Source organism: Variovorax sp. ISS6, assembly GCF_056523145.1.
In genome coordinates, this window is record NZ_JAWRZC010000001.1 from 5137478 (window position 1) to 5151777 (window position 14300).

Sequence of the window (14300 nt, forward strand, 5' to 3'; positions counted from 1 at the left end):
CCGCGCCGCGGCTTGACCTTGACACCGTGCGAGACCGAAGACTTCGGGCCTCTTCCACAGGAGGCCGCATGATCCCTCGCATCCTTTCATCGCCCGTCCACGCCGACACCGCGCCGCGGTTCGACCTCGAGGCCGCGCTCGCGCGCGCCGGCGTTTCGCAACGGCTGCTGCGCCAGTGCGAGGCGCGCGGCCTGATCGCCGCGGCCGAGCCCCGCTACACGCACGCCCACGTCGCCGTGCTGCGCTTCGCGCGCCGTGCGCTGGCGCTGGGCTTCGCCATGGACGAGATCGAACGGCTGGTGGCGCTGTGGCGCGACGAGGAACGCACGAGCGCCGAGGTCAAGCGCCTCACGCTGTGCCGCGCCGAGGCGCTCGATTCGCGCATCGAGGAACTGCAGGCGACGAAGCGCGTGCTCGAACGGCTCGCGGACCTGTGCCGGGGCGACCACCGGCCTGCGTGTCCGATCCTCGACGAGCTGGTCGAGATGCGGGGCTTTGCCGCTACTGCATCTGCGGCAGGTTCCCGATCCGCACCAGCATCTCCGTGAACATCTGCATGTCCGCGTCGAGGTCGGGCACTTCCTTGTATTCCTTGGCGTTGTGCGCGGTGTACTTCTTGCCGGGCATCGCAGGGCCGAAGTTGATCGCGTTGGGCATCACCTTGGCGGTGGTGCTGCCGGCCGTGGGCACGGGCTTGGCCTCCAGCCCGGTGGTGTCGCCGTAGATGTTCAGCAGCGTCGAGAGCCACGCGCCCTTGGGGTCGCGCGCCATCCAGTTGCCCTGGTCGTACTGGATCTCGGGCTTGACCTTGGCCGCATCGGCCCAGGCCTGCACCTTCGCGGCCACCTGGGCCTTGAGTTCGTCGGGCGTGCGGCCGCGCGGCATGCGCACGTTGACCGTGACCTCGACGCGGCCGTCGGCCCCCGCGCGCACCAGGTTCGGCGAGAAGGTCAGCGGGCCCATGAAGTCGTCGGCATAGCCCAGGCCCAGCTTCTCGCCGAGGTAGCCGGTGCCGTAGAGCGCATCGAGGTAGTCGACCGCCTGGCGAAAGCCGTTGGGCGCGAGCGCCAGGCCCGATTCCTTGAGGAACAGCGCGAGGCGCGGCACCGGGTTCACGCCCTCCTCGGGCCGCGAGCCGTGGGCCGAGACGCCGGTCACCTTGAGTTCGATGCTGTCGGCGCCGCGCGCGATGTCGATGGCGAACTTGCCGCCCTGGGCCTCGTACTTGCGCAGGAAGCCGGCCTTCGCGGCCTCGAGGGTCGCGGCCGCGGCGCCGAGGTCGCCGCCCTTGAGCGTGGCGGTGGCGGTCTGCGCGATCGCGTTGGCCGAGGCGGCGCCGGCCATCGCGACGATGGCGGTGGCCGCGGGGTCGGCGGGCTGCGCGGGGAAGAACACCTTGAGCGCGCCCGAGCCCTTCTCGGCCACCACGGCCGGGTACTTGCTGTCGAGCACGATGTTGTAGGCCGGCAGCGCAGTCTTGTTGCGGTAGTAGAGCATCGCGTCGCCGCCGGTCTCCTCGGTGGTCTCGATCATCAGGCGGATGCCGCGCTCGATCGGCAGGCCGCTGTCCTTGACCGCCTTCATCGCGTAGAGCACGGCGGCGATCGAGCCCTTGTCGTCGATGGTGCCGCGGCCGTAGAGGAAGTCGCCCACGCGGGTCATGGTGAAGGGATCGAGCTTCGTGCCGTCGTCGAGCACCCATTCGGACAGTACCGCGGGCACCACGTCGGCATGCGTGAGGATGCCGAACTCCTCGCTGCCGCGGCCCTCGAGGCTGACCTCGAAGATGCGGTTGTCGACGTTGCGCCAGTTCAGGCCGAAGTCCTTCGCCATCTTCTCGACCAGCCGGCCGAAATCGAGGATCGCGGGACTCTCGTGCGGCGGCACCTGCACGTTGCGCACGGTCGGAATCGCAACCATGGCGCTGATGGTCGCGATCGCCGCCTGCTGGTTCCGCAGCCGGTTGTACAGGCCGAGCAGGCGCGCGATGTCGACCAGCGCATCGCCCGCGAGCGGCTGGCGCTGGCCATACGCGGACACGGCGGCGGCCAGTTCCTTGTTGGCCGGGTTCGCGGCGACGGCCTGGGCCAGGAAGGCATTGAAGTCCTTCGCGGTCTGGCCGGCCTGCCAGCGCGCGGCGAGCTGGTCGAGGGCGGGCTTCTTGAGCGTGTCGGCGAGGGCCGGGCCGCCGAGGGCGAGCACGGCGCAGCCGAGGGACAGGGCGGGCAGCGAAAGTCGCGATGGCATGAATGAGCTCCCTCGTGGCGGATACATCCGCCGACGATAGCCCAGCCTGCGGCACGAACCGCGTCGCCAAAGAAAAACCGGGCCACGCTCGTCGCGTGGCCCGGTTTCCCTAACCAATTCTCTTCAACAGAAGCGGCTTGCGCCGCCCGGCATCACAGGCCGGCTTGACGCGTCAGCGTGCGGGCTTGCGCGGGGATCACGCTGCCCGGGAACGATTCGCGGCGCAGGTTCTGGCCGGGAGCGTGGGCGGCTGCCACGGCTTCGCCACGGACCACGGCGCGGTCGGTGTTGCCGGCCACGACGGGTGCCAGGTTGGCGGTCGCGCCGTCGGCGTAGATGTTGCCTTCGCGGGCAGCGGCGGCGGCCTGGGGCGCCACGTCGGCGCGGCTGTAGCCGGAGGTCACCGAATGCACGCCTTCATAGGTTTCCGCGTGGGCGCCGGCAACGGCGATCAGCGACAGGGCGGCGGCAGCGAGGATGTTCGAGGTCTTCATGAGTGTCTTTCCTTTGGATGGTCTTCTTTTGGGTGAGACGAAGTTTGCCTCATCAAACCAGGGAAAACCCTTGCTCCAATGAATCACGGTGTTCACGAAATTGAAACAATGGCAGGGAACTTTCCTACGACGACGCCCAAATAGCTACATTCGATGCCGAATCGACGGGCTTTCCGCCCGCGGGCTGAATACCTTCCGCCTAGCGCGGCCAGGCGCGCAGCACCGCGCGGATCGCGCGCGTGTCGCCGGCCTTGACCTCGGCGCGGTAGCTGCCGACCAGCGCCTCGCGCTCGCCATCGGCCTGCGCATCGCCGCGCCAGGCGGCCAGCGCGGCGATCTCCTCGTCGCCGAGCGCCGACAGCCAGACCAGCGTGAGCTGCCGCTCGAGCTCGCGCGCGACGGTCAGCAGGTTGCGCTGGCGCGTCGAGGTCACGCCGCGCGACCACAGCGAGTCGATGGCGCCCCCGAGCGTGGCCTCGGGCAGCGAGGTGAACTGGGCCGCGTTGCCGCGCGCCAGTTGCTTGACCACGGCGCTCATCAGCAGCTCGCTCGAGAAGTCGACCTCGCGCAGCTCGGCCACCGCCATGCGATCGAGCAGCCCGGTGCGCGCCGGCCCGGGCGGGTTGGCCTGCTGGCGCTTGATGAAGTCGGCGCGCGCCGCGTCGTCCATCGCGCCATAGTCGGCGCGGACCTTCGCGAGGTGCGCGACCGCGCCCAGCACCGCGGGCGACGGCGCCGCGCCACCCTGCCCGGCCGCCGCCACGGCCGCCTGCACCGCGGCCAGCGCGGCATGCGCGTCGAAGGCATGGGCCGAGGCGGCATCGAGCGCCTTGAGCGCGCCGCCCGCGATGGCCTCGTCGGCCGGATCGAGTTGCTGCCTGGCGCCGCGCGCCACGGCGCCGGGTGCGTAGGCGGCCTGGTAGCGCGCCGGCACGCCCTCGAACTGCAGCAGCGCCTGCGCGCGGTCCTGGGCCGCGGCGGGCGTGGCGGCCAGCAGCAGCGAGAGCGAGAGGCCGAGGGCCAGGGCGGCCAGGCGACGGGAGCGGAGGAACGACAGCATGGCGCGATTATTGGCGCCGGCCCGGTGGGGCCGCGTCGGACGAGCGCCAGCCGGGCGCGCCGGAAAAATCGCGCCGCGCGCAGAACCGAACGCCGCCGCGAGGATCGCAATCCATCGCCGGTCACCACGGCCCGCTAAAGTCCGCCCCGCTCCCGTTCAATGCCCACCGCGCCATGCGAACCCTCTTCCTCCTCCCGCTCCTGCTGACCACACTGCTCGCCCTCCCCGGCCATGCCCAGCCACGCGCCGAGGCCGCGCCGCGCCCGATCGCCGCGCGCGGCGCGCTCGGGACCGACGAGCAGAACAACATCGCCGTGTTCAAGGCCGCCTCGCCCGCGGTGGTCAACATCACCTCGATCGGGCTGGAGCGCGGCCTGTTCTCGCTCAACGTGCAGCAGGTGCCGCAGGGCACGGGCACCGGCTTCGTCTGGGACACGCAGGGCCACGTCGTCACCAACTACCACGTGATCCAGAACGCGGCCGCCGCGCGCGTGACGCTGGCCGACCAGAGCAGCCACCGCGCGCAGCTGGTGGGCGTGTTCCCCGACCGCGACCTCGCGGTGCTGCGCATCGATGCGCCCGCGGCCAAGCTGCGGCCGCTGCCGCTGGGCACCAGCGCCGACCTGCAGGTGGGCCAGAAGGTCTACGCCATCGGCAATCCCTTCGGGCTCGACCAGACGCTGACCACCGGCATCGTGAGCGCGCTCAACCGCGAGATCGATTCGGTCAACCGGCGCACCATCCGCGGCGCGATCCAGACCGACGCCGCGATCAACCCCGGCAACTCGGGCGGCCCGCTGCTCGATTCGGCGGGCCGGCTGATCGGGGTCAACACCGCCATCTTCAGCCCCTCGGGCGCGAGCGCGGGCATCGGCTTCTCGATCCCCGTGGACGAGGTCAACCGCATCGTGCCGCGGCTGATCCGCGACGGCCGCTTCGTGCGGCCCGCGCTGGGCCTGACCTACGCGCCCAAGGAACTCAACAGCGCGCTCGACCTGCCGCGCGGCGTGGCGATCCTGCGCGTGCAGCCCGACAGCCCGGCCGCGCGCGCGGGCCTGCGCGCCTTCGCACGCGGCGAGCGCGGCATCGTGCCGGGCGACGTGATCACCGCGATCGACGGCGCGGCCGTCAGCAGCGCCGACGACGTGCTGACCGTGCTCGAGCGCCTGCAGCCCGGCGACACGGTCGAACTCACGCTGTGGCGCGCGGGCGCGACGCGGCGCCAGAAGGCCACGCTGGCGACCTCCGACGAATGAGCGCGAATGAGCGCGAATGAGCGCTAGGGCGTGGCGATGCGCTGCAGCAGCTGCACGGTCGGATAGCCGTCGGCCGGCTCGCCCACGCTGCGCTGCCAGCGCCGGATCGCATCGCGCGTGGCCGGGCCCAGCAGCCCGTCGGCCGTGCCGGCGCCGAAGCCGCGCGCATTGAGCGCCTGCTGCAGCGCGATCGTCTCGGCGCGCGACAGCGGCTGCAGGTCGCGCGGCCAGTCGGCGCGCACGCCGGGCCCGCCCGCGAGGCGCTGCGCCAGCAGGCCCACGCCCAGCGCATAGCTGGTCGCGTTGTTGTAGCGCAGGATGGTGCGGAAGTTCGGTCCGACCAGGAAGGCCGGCCCGCGCGCGCCGGCCGGCAGCAGGATCGAGGCATCGGCCAGCGCGGGCAGCGGCGTGGCATCGTCCATCGCACGCACGCCTTCGGCCGCCCATTGGCTCGCGGACTGGCGCAGTTGCCCATCGGCGCGCGCGAGGTCGAAGCCCGGCGGCAGCCGCACCTCCACGCCCCAGGGCTGGCCGGCCTGCCAGCCCGAGTGCTGGAGGAAGTTCGCGGTCGAGGCCGTGACGTCGGCCATGCTGTCCCAGATGTCGCGCCGGCCGTCGCCGTCGGCATCGACCGCATGCGCGAGGAACACGGTCGGCAGGAACTGCGTCTGGCCCATCGCACCGGCCCAGGAGCCGATCATGCGGTCACGCGGGATGTCGCCGCGCTGCAGGATCTTCAGCGCCGCCATCAGCTGCTCGCGCGCCCAGCCGGCGCGCCGGCCCTCGAAGCCCAGCGTGGCGAGCGCGTCGATGGTCGAGATGTCGCCGTAGTTGGCGCCGTAGTTGCTCTCCATGCCCCAGATCGCGACCACGATCTCGCCCGGCACGCCGTAGCGCGCGGCCACCGCATCGAGCTGGGGCCGCAGCGCCTGCAGCCGTTCCTGGCCGCGCGTCACGCGCTGGGGCGAGACGGCCGTGTCGAGGTAGTCCCAGACCGCGCGCACGAACTCGGCCTGGCTGCGGTCGCGCTCCACCACCTGCGGCAGGTAGCTCGCGCCGTCGAAGGCGCTGTGCAAGGTGGCCTCGTCGATGCCGGCGGCGCGCGCCTGGGTGCGGAACTGCGCGACCCAGCGCTCGAAGTCCTGCTGGATGCGGGCATCGTCGGCGACGGGTGCGACCGGCGCAACGGGCGCAGGCGCGGCGGTGCGCGGCGCGATAGGCGCGGGCTGGGTCTGCGTGCGCGCGGGCGGCGGCGCGGCGCAGCCCGCGATGAAGGCGGCGAGCAGCAGGCTCGCCGATGCGCGGTACGACAGGCGATGCGGTGGACGTGAAGTGACTGAAGTGACATGGGGCATGCCCCCATTCTGACGATGCGCGCAAAGGCCCCGCGCCCGGCTGCGGCAACGACGTGCCGCGCGAGATGTCCTACGCCGCGACGCGGCCTGCGCGCGCCGGGCGGCCCATGCGCGGTGGCCACTCTGGCGGATCCGACGCAAGGAGCCATCGATGCCGACCCGAAAGACCAAGGGCCTCTACGCCAACATCCACGCCAAGCAGGAGCGCATCAAGCACGGCAGCGGCGAGCACATGCGCAAGCCGGGCAGCGAGGGCGCGCCCAGCGACGAAGCCTTCGAGAAAGCCGAGAAGACCGCCCACAAGCGTAAACAGCGGCACTGAGGCCGCTGTCCGTCATCGAGCCGTGCCCGCTCAGGGCTTCTGGAACAGCTTCAGCACGCTCGAGAAATCGAGCGCGCCATGCCCAGCGAGGCTGTGTGCCGCATAGAGGTTGCGCGCGATGCCTCCCAACGGCGTCGAGGCGCGCACGGCGGTCGCGTTCTCCTGCGCCAGGCCCAGGTCCTTGAGCATCAGGTCGGTGCCGAAGCCGCCCGCGTAGTTCTTCGAGGCCGGCGCGGCCTCCATCACGCCGGGCATCGGGTTGTACTTCTCGAGCGCCCAGTTGCCGCCCGAGCTGCGGCGCATGATCTCCGACAACACCTTGGGATCGAGCCCGTTGGCCACGCCGAGCGCGAGTGCCTCCGAGGTGCCGATCATCAGGATGCCGAGCAGCATGTTGTTGCAGATCTTGGCGGTCTGGCCCGCGCCCGCGGCGCCCGCATGGAAGATGTTGGCCCCCATCTTCTCGAGCACCGGCCGCGCGCGCTCGAGGTCCTTCGTCTCGCCGCCGACCATGAAGGTCAGCGTGCCCGCGATCGCACCGCCCGTACCGCCCGACACCGGCGCATCGATCATCGCGATGCCCTTGGCGGCGGCCGCCTCGGCCACCTTGCGCGAGGTGGCGGCGGCGATGGTGCTGCTGTCGATCACGAGCGCGCCGGCCTGGATGCTCTCGAGCAGCCCGGGCTTGCCCGCGCCGCCGAGGAACAGGCCCTCGACGTGCGCGCTGGCCGGCAGCATGCTGATCACGACCTCGGCATCGGCCACGCTGTCGGCCGCCGACTTCGCGATCGGCAGGCCCTCGCCCGCGAACTTCTTGCAGGCGTCGGCCGAGAGGTCGAAGGCGCTGAGCGTGTGGCCGGCCTTGAGCAGGTTGAGGGCCATCGGGCCGCCCATGTTGCCGAGGCCGATGAATGCGATCTTCATGTGTTGTCTCCGAAGGATTGAGTGTCTTTATTTCAGCGTCGCCAGCTCCGCCGGCATCTCGCCGCGCGGGCGCAGGTGGTCGTCGATGAAAGCCTGGGTGATCTCCTCGATGCTCGCGGGCGACCACTTGGGGTTGCGGTCCTTGTCAATCAGCACCGCGCGGATGCCCTCGGCGAAGTCCTTGTGCGCGCAGAAGCCCAGCGAGGCCCAGTACTCGAGGCGGAACACCTCGGCCAGCGACATGCGGTGCACGCGCTGCCAGAGCTCGAAGCTCAACGCGGCCGAGCTCGGCGCGCCCTTGGTGAAGGTCTTGGCGGCGCCCTGCAGCCAGGCGTCGTCGCTCTGCAGCCCGCGCAGGCGCTGCGCGATGTCGAGCAGGTCGTCGCCGGCCATCAGCGCATTGATGGTGTCGTAGTGCTCGCGCACCTTCGAGGCCGGCAGTTCGGCGCCCTCGCCGGCCTTGGCCAGGATGCGCGACAGCGTGGCGCGGTCGGCCTTGCCTTCGCCGGCCCAGCTCGCGGCGGCGATGGCCTCGAGCACCTGGCCCTTGTGCTCCTGCGGCACGAGCACGTCGGCCAGGCCGCAGAAGATCGCGTCGGCGGCGTTGAGGTTCGCGGCCGTGAGCGCGAGGAACAGGCCGGTGCGGCCCGGCGTGCGGCGCAGGAACCAGCTGCCGCCCACGTCGGGGTACAGGCCGATGCTGATCTCGGGCATGGCGATGCGGCTCTGCGCGGTCACCACGCGGTGCGAGCAGCCCGACATCAGGCCCACGCCGCCGCCCATCACGATGCCGTGGCCCCAGCAGAGGAAGGGCTTCGGGAAGGTGTGGATCAGGTGGTCGAGCTCATACTCCTCGCGGAAGAAGTCCTCGGCGTAGGTGTTGCGTTCGGGGCCGCATTCGAGCAGCGTCTGGTAGAGCTGGCGCAGGTCGCCGCCCGCGCAGAAGGCCTTCTCGCCCGCGGCCTGCAGCAGCACGCCGACGATGCCGTCGTCCTTCGCCCATGCGCGCAACTTGGGCGTGAGCAGGCGCACCATGTCCACCGACAGCGCGTTGAGCGAGGCGGGTGCGTTGAGCGTGGCGACGCCGAAGCGCTGGCCGCCGGCGGTCTTGATTTCGTCGAAGAGAACTACGGAGTCGGTCATGGATTGAGGTGCGTTGAATACGGGAACCGAACGCAGAGAGCGCGAAGGTTTCGCAGAAGTCGCAGAAAAGAAAGTTGAAGTTTCCTCGATGTTCTTCTGCGACTTCTGCGTGATCTTCGCGACTTCTGCGTTCGGCTGTCCGGCTGTTGCTCAGCGAATGTCGCTGTCGCCCTCCAGCAATTTTCGCGCAACGATCACGCGCATGATCTCGTTGGTGCCCTCGAGGATCTGGTGCACGCGGGTGTCGCGCACCAGCCGCTCGAGCGGAAACTCGCTGAGATAGCCGTAGCCGCCGTGCAGCTGCAGCGCATCGTTGCAGACATTGAAGCCCGCATCGGTCGCGAAGCGCTTGGCCATCGCGCAGTAGGTGCTGGCGTCGGCATGGCCGGCGTCGAGCTTGCTCGCGGCCAGCCGCACCATCTGGCGCGCGGCCACCAGCTCGGTCGCCATGTCGGCCAGCTTGAACTGCAGCGCCTGGAAGCTGGCAATAGGCTTGCCGAACTGCTGGCGCTCGTGCAGGTAGCGGCGCGCCGCGTCGAGCGCGCCCTGCGCCGCGCCCACCGAGCAGGTCGCGATGTTGATGCGCCCGCCGTCGAGCCCCTTCATCGCGATGCGGAAGCCCTCGCCTTCCTTGCCCAGCAGGTTTGCGGCGGGGATGCGCACGTTGTCGAAGTTGATGGTGCGCGTGGGCTGGCTGTTCCAGCCCATCTTGTGTTCCTTCTTGCCGTAGCTCACGCCGGGCGCGTCGGCCGGCACCGCGAAGGCCGAGATGCCGCTGGCGCCCGCGCCGCCGGTGCGCGCCATCAGCACCAGCACGTCGGTGGAACCGGCGCCCGAGATGAAGGCCTTGCCGCCGTTGATCACGTATTCGGCGCCCTGCAGCTCGGCGCGCGTCTTGAGCGAGCCCGCGTCCGAGCCGGCGCCCGGCTCGGTGAGGCAGTAAGAGGCCAGCTTGCGCCCGCTCGTGAGGTCCTCGCCCCACTGCTGCGCCACCGCATCGGTGGCCCAGGTGCCGAGCATCCAGGTCGCCATGTTGTGGATGGTGATGAAGGCCGTGGTCGAGGGGTCGATCGCGGCCATCTCCTCGAACACCAGCGCTGCATCGAGCCGCGGCAGGCCGAGGCCGCCGATGCGCTCGGGCGCGTAGAGGCCGCAGAAGCCCAGCTCGCCGGCCTTGGCGATGGCCTCCTTCGGAAAGAAGGCCTCGGCGTCCCACTGCGCCGCATGCGGCGCGAATTCGGCCTGCGCGAAATCGCGCGCGGTCTGCGCAAAGGCGTTCTGCTCTTCGGACAGTTCGAAGTTCATTGTTCGCGACCCTTCCAGCGATCCAGTTCGGCGGTCCGTTTCCGGGTCGATTTCTCCAGGCATGAATTGAATACCAGCGGCCACATGGAGCCGCCCTCGTTGGCCTTCGACGCGCGCTTGCAGGCCGGGTCGCGGCCCTTGAGCCAGGCGCGCTGCTCGTTGCGCAGCGCGGTGCGCATCTGCGTCGACAGCGTCTTCATCACCTCGCCATAGCGGATGTTGAGCGCCGCGTCGGCGGCGCGGAAATCGCGCGCCGCGCAGGCGTTCATCTGCTGCTGGTTCCCGTTGGGATCGCAGTCGTCCGCGCCGGCGTCGGCGGCCGCCCGCGCGCCGCCGGCGAGCAGCGCGAGCGTCGCCACCGCGCCCCAGGCCGCGACGCGAAGGCGCTTCCTCACTTGAGGCTGATGGTGGTGTTGACGCCGTGCGAGACGGTGCTGTCGTCGAACCAGCGTGCCGTCACGGTCTTGGTCTGCGTGTAGAACATGATGACCTGCTTGCCGTACGGGCCCAGGTCGCCGAGCTTGGAGGCGCGCGAACCGGTGAACGAGAACATCGGGACCGGCACCGGGATCGGCACGTTGATGCCGACCTGGCCCACGTCGATGTCTTCCTGGAAGCGGCGCGCCGCGGCGCCCGACTGCGTGAAGATCGCGGTGCCGTTGCCGTTCGGGTTGCTGTTGATCAGCTCGATGGCCTCGTCGATGGTCTCGGCATCGGCCACGCACAGCACCGGTCCGAAGATCTCCTGGTCATAGATGGTCATGCCGGGCTTCACGCCGGTGAAGATCGTCGGGCCGACGAAGTTGCCCTTCTCGTAGCCGGGCACGCTGGGCTTGCGGCCGTCGAGCACGAGCTCGGCGCCATCGGCCAGGCCGCGTTCGATCAGGCTGCTGACGCGGTCGTGCGCCGCGCAGGAGACCAGCGGGCCCACGTCCACGCCCTTCTCGGTGCCGGCACCGATCTTCAGGGTCCTGGCCTTCTCGATCAGCTCGGGCACCCACTTGCGCGCGTCGCCCACCAGCACCGCCACCGACACCGCCATGCAGCGTTGGCCCGCGGCACCGAAGCTCGCGCCGGCCAGTGCGTTGAGCGTCTGTTCCTTGTTGGCGTCGGGCATCACGATGGCGTGGTTCTTCGCGCCCATCATGCATTGCACGCGCTTGCCGGCCAGGGTGGCGCGGTTGTAGACGTGGGTGCCGACCTTGGTCGAGCCGACGAAGCTGATCGCCTTGATGTCCTTGTGGTCGCAGATGCCGTTGACCACCGCCTCGCCGCCGTGCACCACGTTGAGCACGCCGGCCGGGATGCCGGCCTCGAGCGCGAGCTCGCACAGGCGCATCGTGACCATCGGGTCCTGCTCGGAGGGCTTGAGCACGAAGGTGTTGCCGGTGACGATGGCCATCGGGAACATCCACAGCGGGATCATGGCCGGGAAGTTGAACGGCGTGATGCCCGCGCACACGCCCAGCGGCTGCAGCAGGGTGTAGGTGTCGACGCCGTTGGCCACGTTGTTGGCCAGCTCGCCGAGCTGCAGGTTGCCGATGTTCGAGGCGTGCTCGACCACCTCGAGGCCGCGGAACACGTCGCCCTCGGCATCGGGCAGGGTCTTGCCCTGCTCGGCCGTGAGGATCGCGGCCAGCTCGGCCATGTTCTCGCGGATCAGTTGCTGGTACTTGAGGAAGATGCGCGCGCGCGCGCCGATCGGGGTCTTGCGCCAGGTCTTGAAGGCGTCCTTGGCCGACGCCACGGCGGCGTCGAGTTCATCCTGGGTGGCGAAGGGCACGCGGGCCAGCACCTGCTGCGTGGCCGGGTTGACGATGTCGCGCCATTCGGTGGTCTTCGACTCGACGAACTTGCCGCCGATCAAGAGCTTGACGGTGGCGATCTGGGTCGAGGGCTGGGTGCTGGCGTCCATGTGCTTGTCTCCTGTGAATGCGGTGCCGAAGGCGGCGGAACAGCGGGCATCGTAGCTTTGCAGTTTTGCTATGACAATAGACAAAATTGCGCTGGGGTTTTGCAAAAACGCAGAACACAGGAACAAGGACGCAGAGGACGCGAAGGTTCCGCGAAGAGCGCAAAAAAAACGAATTCACTTTTTTGATTTCTTTCGCGTCCTTCGCGGAACCTTCGCGTCCTCTGCGTCCGGTTCCCGCATTCAGAAAGAACTGATGGACTGGGACAACCTCCGCTATTTCCTCGAACTCGCGCGCTCCGGCACGCTGATGAGCGCCGCGCGCCGGCTCGAGGTCGACCACACGACGGTGGCGCGGCGCATCCAGGCGCTCGAGAAGGAGGTGGGCGCGCCGCTGTTCGCGCGCGAGGCCGGCGGGCACCGGCTCACCGAGGCCGGCCGGCGGCTGCAGCCGCAGGTGGAGGCGATGGAGAGCGCCTTCCTCGCGGTGGAGAGCACGGCGCCGGCCTCGCAGGAAGGGCTGTCGGGGCTGGTGCGCATCGGCGCCACCGAGGGCTTCGGCACGGCGGTGCTGGCGCCGCAGCTCGCGCTGTTCGCGCGCCAGCATCCGCGGCTGACCATCGACCTGCTGGCGATGCCGCGGCTGGTGCACCTGTCGCGGCGCGAGGCCGACATCGTGATCTCGCTCGAGCGGCCGGCGCGCGGGCCGGTGCTGGTCACCAAGCTCAGCGACTACACGCTGCGCCTCTACGCCTCGAAGCCCTACCTCGCGGCGCACAGGCCGATCGCCACGCGCGAGGACCTGCGCGGCCACACCTTCATCAGCTATGTCGACGACCTGCTGTTCAGCAAGGAGCTGCAGTACCTCGACGAGCTGCATCGCCCCGACAGCTTCGCGCTGCGCAGCACCAGCGTGCTGGCGCAGCACCGCGCGGTGGCCGCGGGCGCGGGCATCGCGGTGCTGCCGGCCTTCCTGGCCGAGGGCGACGGCAGCCTGCAGCCGGTGCTCGCGGGCCAGGCCAACTTCACGCGCACCTTCTGGATGTCGATGCCCGCCGAGACCAAGCACCTCGCGCGCATGAAGGCGACCTGGGAGTTTTTGCAGCAGACCGCGCAGGCGCAGCGCGACCTGCTGCTGCCCGATGCGGGCGCCTAAGCCACGCCCTCGAGGACCGGCTCGCCCTGCGCGGGCGCGTCGGCGCGCACCAGCTCGCCCAGATGGCGCCACAGCCGCTCGGCCTGCTCGGCCAGCGGCGCGGGCCGGCGCATCAGCATGAAGCGCAGCGGCACCTCGAGCGAAGTGCCGCCGGCCCGCACGAGGCGCCCGGCATCGAGGTCCTCGCGCACCAGCGCCTGCGGCAGCCAGGCCACGCCCAGCCGCGACAGCGCCATGAAGCGCAGCCCGTCGGTCAGGCTGGCCTCGTGGTGGCGCTGCAGCCGCGGTTCGGCATGGCGCTCGAGCAGCGGCGCCAGCGACCAGCCGAGGTGGCATTCCTCGGCATAGCCGAGGAAGGAAACGGGCGCACCGCCGGGATCGCGCAGGTCGAACAGCGGCCCGCCCGCGGCATTCGGCGCGCTCACCGGCACCAGCCGTTCGCGCCCCAGCTCCAGCGACAGGCAGTCGCCCGCCTCGCAGGCCGAGCCCGCGCGCGCGGCCACCGCGCCGGCTTCGTCGAACAGCGCGACCACGTAGTCGGCCGAGCCCTCGGCCAGCATTTCGAAGCATTCGGGCAGGTTGTCGGAGCTGACGCTGAACTTGGCGCTCCGGAAGTCGTTGTGCAGCCGCGGCACCCAGTCGGGGAAGAACACGGCCGACATGATGTGGGGCGCCGCGAAGCGGATGCGCAGCTGGCGGTCCTCGCCATCGGCCTTGATCGACTTGCGCAACCCCTCCAGCGCATAGACCACCTCGGAGGAGATCGCCTGCAGCCGTTCGCCGGGCTGCGTGAGCTCGAGCGCCGCGGTGCGCCGGTCGAACAGCGGCGCACCGATCCACTGCTCGAGCCCCTGGATGCGCCGGCTCAGCCCCGACACCGACACATGGCAGCGCTCGGCGGCGCGGCTGAAGCTGCGCGTCTGGCACAGGACCAGGAAATCCTTCAGGCTGACCAGGTCGATCATTTGCGGTTTTCTCAAAAGTTGGCGGCCACCCCAGTCTACTTTCTCTCAGCGGCAGTCTGGACACTCCGGCATCCGGATCCTTTGCGGCTTTCGCAAAACACGGCGCCCGATCGGCAACCCGCTGAAGGCCTCGCGCCCCAAGAATTCCGGCACCCCGAACC

The 14300-nt window shown here is 70.2% G+C and carries 14 protein-coding genes; 4 read left to right on the top strand and 10 right to left on the bottom strand.

All coding sequences use genetic code 11. From position 1 onward, the window contains the following. Window positions 1–68 precede the first annotated feature (68 nt). On the top strand, window positions 69–548 hold the full coding sequence (locus tag AC1HIL_RS23870; protein WP_479670165.1) for a MerR family DNA-binding protein: 480 nt from the start codon (window positions 69–71) through the stop codon (window positions 546–548). Here AC1HIL_RS23870 and AC1HIL_RS23875 read toward each other — a convergent pair. From AC1HIL_RS23875 to AC1HIL_RS23885, 3 genes are all read right to left on the bottom strand, one after another. Next, window positions 502–2247, bottom strand: coding sequence for a dipeptidase (locus AC1HIL_RS23875; protein ID WP_479670166.1), 1746 nt, complete (start codon window positions 2245–2247; stop codon window positions 502–504). The genes AC1HIL_RS23870 and AC1HIL_RS23875 overlap by 47 nt on opposite strands. Window positions 2248–2399: 152 nt before the next feature. Then, entirely contained in the window at window positions 2400–2741 is a 342-nt protein-coding gene (locus AC1HIL_RS23880; protein WP_057595065.1) for a hypothetical protein, read from the bottom strand. 199 nt (window positions 2742–2940) lie between these two features. Next, window positions 2941–3801, bottom strand: a complete 861-nt coding sequence (locus AC1HIL_RS23885; RefSeq protein ID WP_479670167.1) for a hypothetical protein — start codon at window positions 3799–3801, stop codon at window positions 2941–2943. Between the two features lie 173 nt (window positions 3802–3974). Here AC1HIL_RS23885 and AC1HIL_RS23890 point away from each other — a divergent pair, with 173 nt between their 5' ends. Next, window positions 3975–5057: a S1C family serine protease gene (locus AC1HIL_RS23890; RefSeq protein WP_479672780.1), complete on the top strand. Its 1083-nt coding sequence runs from the start codon at window positions 3975–3977 to the stop codon at window positions 5055–5057. Between the two features lie 23 nt (window positions 5058–5080). Here AC1HIL_RS23890 and AC1HIL_RS23895 read toward each other — a convergent pair whose 3' ends face one another. Then, window positions 5081–6412, bottom strand: a complete 1332-nt coding sequence (locus tag AC1HIL_RS23895; RefSeq protein WP_479670169.1) for a lytic murein transglycosylase — start codon at window positions 6410–6412, stop codon at window positions 5081–5083. Window positions 6413–6563: 151 nt separating this feature from the next. Here AC1HIL_RS23895 and AC1HIL_RS23900 point away from each other — a divergent pair, with 151 nt between their 5' ends. Continuing rightward, window positions 6564–6734 (top strand): hypothetical protein, encoded by a 171-nt coding sequence (locus AC1HIL_RS23900; RefSeq protein WP_172705438.1) that lies wholly within the window; start codon window positions 6564–6566, stop codon window positions 6732–6734. Between the two features lie 30 nt (window positions 6735–6764). On the opposite strand, the gene mmsB is transcribed toward AC1HIL_RS23900, so the two are convergent. The 5 genes from mmsB to AC1HIL_RS23925 form a co-directional block, all read right to left on the bottom strand. Further along, window positions 6765–7658 (bottom strand): 3-hydroxyisobutyrate dehydrogenase, encoded by an 894-nt coding sequence (gene mmsB / locus AC1HIL_RS23905; RefSeq protein WP_296729667.1) that lies wholly within the window; start codon window positions 7656–7658, stop codon window positions 6765–6767. A gap of 27 nt (window positions 7659–7685) precedes the next feature. After that, window positions 7686–8801, bottom strand: a complete 1116-nt coding sequence (locus AC1HIL_RS23910; RefSeq protein WP_296729665.1) for an enoyl-CoA hydratase/isomerase family protein — start codon at window positions 8799–8801, stop codon at window positions 7686–7688. Window positions 8802–8951: 150 nt separating this feature from the next. Further along, window positions 8952–10106 (bottom strand): acyl-CoA dehydrogenase family protein, encoded by a 1155-nt coding sequence (locus tag AC1HIL_RS23915; protein WP_479670170.1) that lies wholly within the window; start codon window positions 10104–10106, stop codon window positions 8952–8954. Beyond that, window positions 10103–10465, bottom strand: coding sequence for a lysozyme inhibitor LprI family protein (locus tag AC1HIL_RS23920; RefSeq protein ID WP_064262341.1), 363 nt, complete (start codon window positions 10463–10465; stop codon window positions 10103–10105). Before AC1HIL_RS23920 ends, AC1HIL_RS23915 begins: the two co-directional genes overlap by 4 nt. Before the next feature lie 32 nt (window positions 10466–10497). After that, the gene (locus AC1HIL_RS23925; RefSeq protein ID WP_261206788.1) at window positions 10498–12021 is read right to left on the bottom strand and encodes a CoA-acylating methylmalonate-semialdehyde dehydrogenase; all 1524 of its coding nucleotides are present in this window, start codon (window positions 12019–12021) and stop codon (window positions 10498–10500) included. Between the two features lie 253 nt (window positions 12022–12274). On the opposite strand from AC1HIL_RS23925, the gene AC1HIL_RS23930 reads away from it, so the two are divergent. Continuing rightward, the gene (locus AC1HIL_RS23930) at window positions 12275–13174 is read left to right on the top strand and encodes a LysR family transcriptional regulator (protein ID WP_057595057.1); all 900 of its coding nucleotides are present in this window, start codon (window positions 12275–12277) and stop codon (window positions 13172–13174) included. On the opposite strand, the gene AC1HIL_RS23935 is transcribed toward AC1HIL_RS23930, so the two are convergent. After that, the gene (locus AC1HIL_RS23935; protein WP_479670171.1) at window positions 13171–14139 is read right to left on the bottom strand and encodes a LysR substrate-binding domain-containing protein; all 969 of its coding nucleotides are present in this window, start codon (window positions 14137–14139) and stop codon (window positions 13171–13173) included. The two genes, AC1HIL_RS23930 and AC1HIL_RS23935, sit on opposite strands and share 4 nt — an antisense overlap. Window positions 14140–14300 lie beyond the last annotated feature (161 nt).

Excerpts from the sequence above, each read along its gene's own strand:
- AC1HIL_RS23870 (WP_479670165.1), top strand. The coding sequence starts at position 69 with ATGATCCCTCGCATCCTTTCATCGCCCGTCCACGCCGACACCGCGCCG.
- AC1HIL_RS23875 (WP_479670166.1), bottom strand. The coding sequence starts at position 2,247 with ATGCCATCGCGACTTTCGCTGCCCGCCCTGTCCCTCGGCTGCGCCGTG.
- AC1HIL_RS23880 (WP_057595065.1), bottom strand. The coding sequence starts at position 2,741 with ATGAAGACCTCGAACATCCTCGCTGCCGCCGCCCTGTCGCTGATCGCC.
- AC1HIL_RS23885 (WP_479670167.1), bottom strand. The coding sequence starts at position 3,801 with ATGCTGTCGTTCCTCCGCTCCCGTCGCCTGGCCGCCCTGGCCCTCGGC.
- AC1HIL_RS23890 (WP_479672780.1), top strand. The coding sequence starts at position 3,975 with ATGCGAACCCTCTTCCTCCTCCCGCTCCTGCTGACCACACTGCTCGCC.
- AC1HIL_RS23895 (WP_479670169.1), bottom strand. The coding sequence starts at position 6,412 with ATGCCCCATGTCACTTCAGTCACTTCACGTCCACCGCATCGCCTGTCG.
- AC1HIL_RS23900 (WP_172705438.1), top strand. The coding sequence starts at position 6,564 with ATGCCGACCCGAAAGACCAAGGGCCTCTACGCCAACATCCACGCCAAG.
- mmsB (WP_296729667.1), bottom strand. The coding sequence starts at position 7,658 with ATGAAGATCGCATTCATCGGCCTCGGCAACATGGGCGGCCCGATGGCC.
- AC1HIL_RS23910 (WP_296729665.1), bottom strand. The coding sequence starts at position 8,801 with ATGACCGACTCCGTAGTTCTCTTCGACGAAATCAAGACCGCCGGCGGC.
- AC1HIL_RS23915 (WP_479670170.1), bottom strand. The coding sequence starts at position 10,106 with ATGAACTTCGAACTGTCCGAAGAGCAGAACGCCTTTGCGCAGACCGCG.
- AC1HIL_RS23925 (WP_261206788.1), bottom strand. The coding sequence starts at position 12,021 with ATGGACGCCAGCACCCAGCCCTCGACCCAGATCGCCACCGTCAAGCTC.
- AC1HIL_RS23930 (WP_057595057.1), top strand. The coding sequence starts at position 12,275 with ATGGACTGGGACAACCTCCGCTATTTCCTCGAACTCGCGCGCTCCGGC.
- AC1HIL_RS23935 (WP_479670171.1), bottom strand. The coding sequence starts at position 14,139 with ATGATCGACCTGGTCAGCCTGAAGGATTTCCTGGTCCTGTGCCAGACG.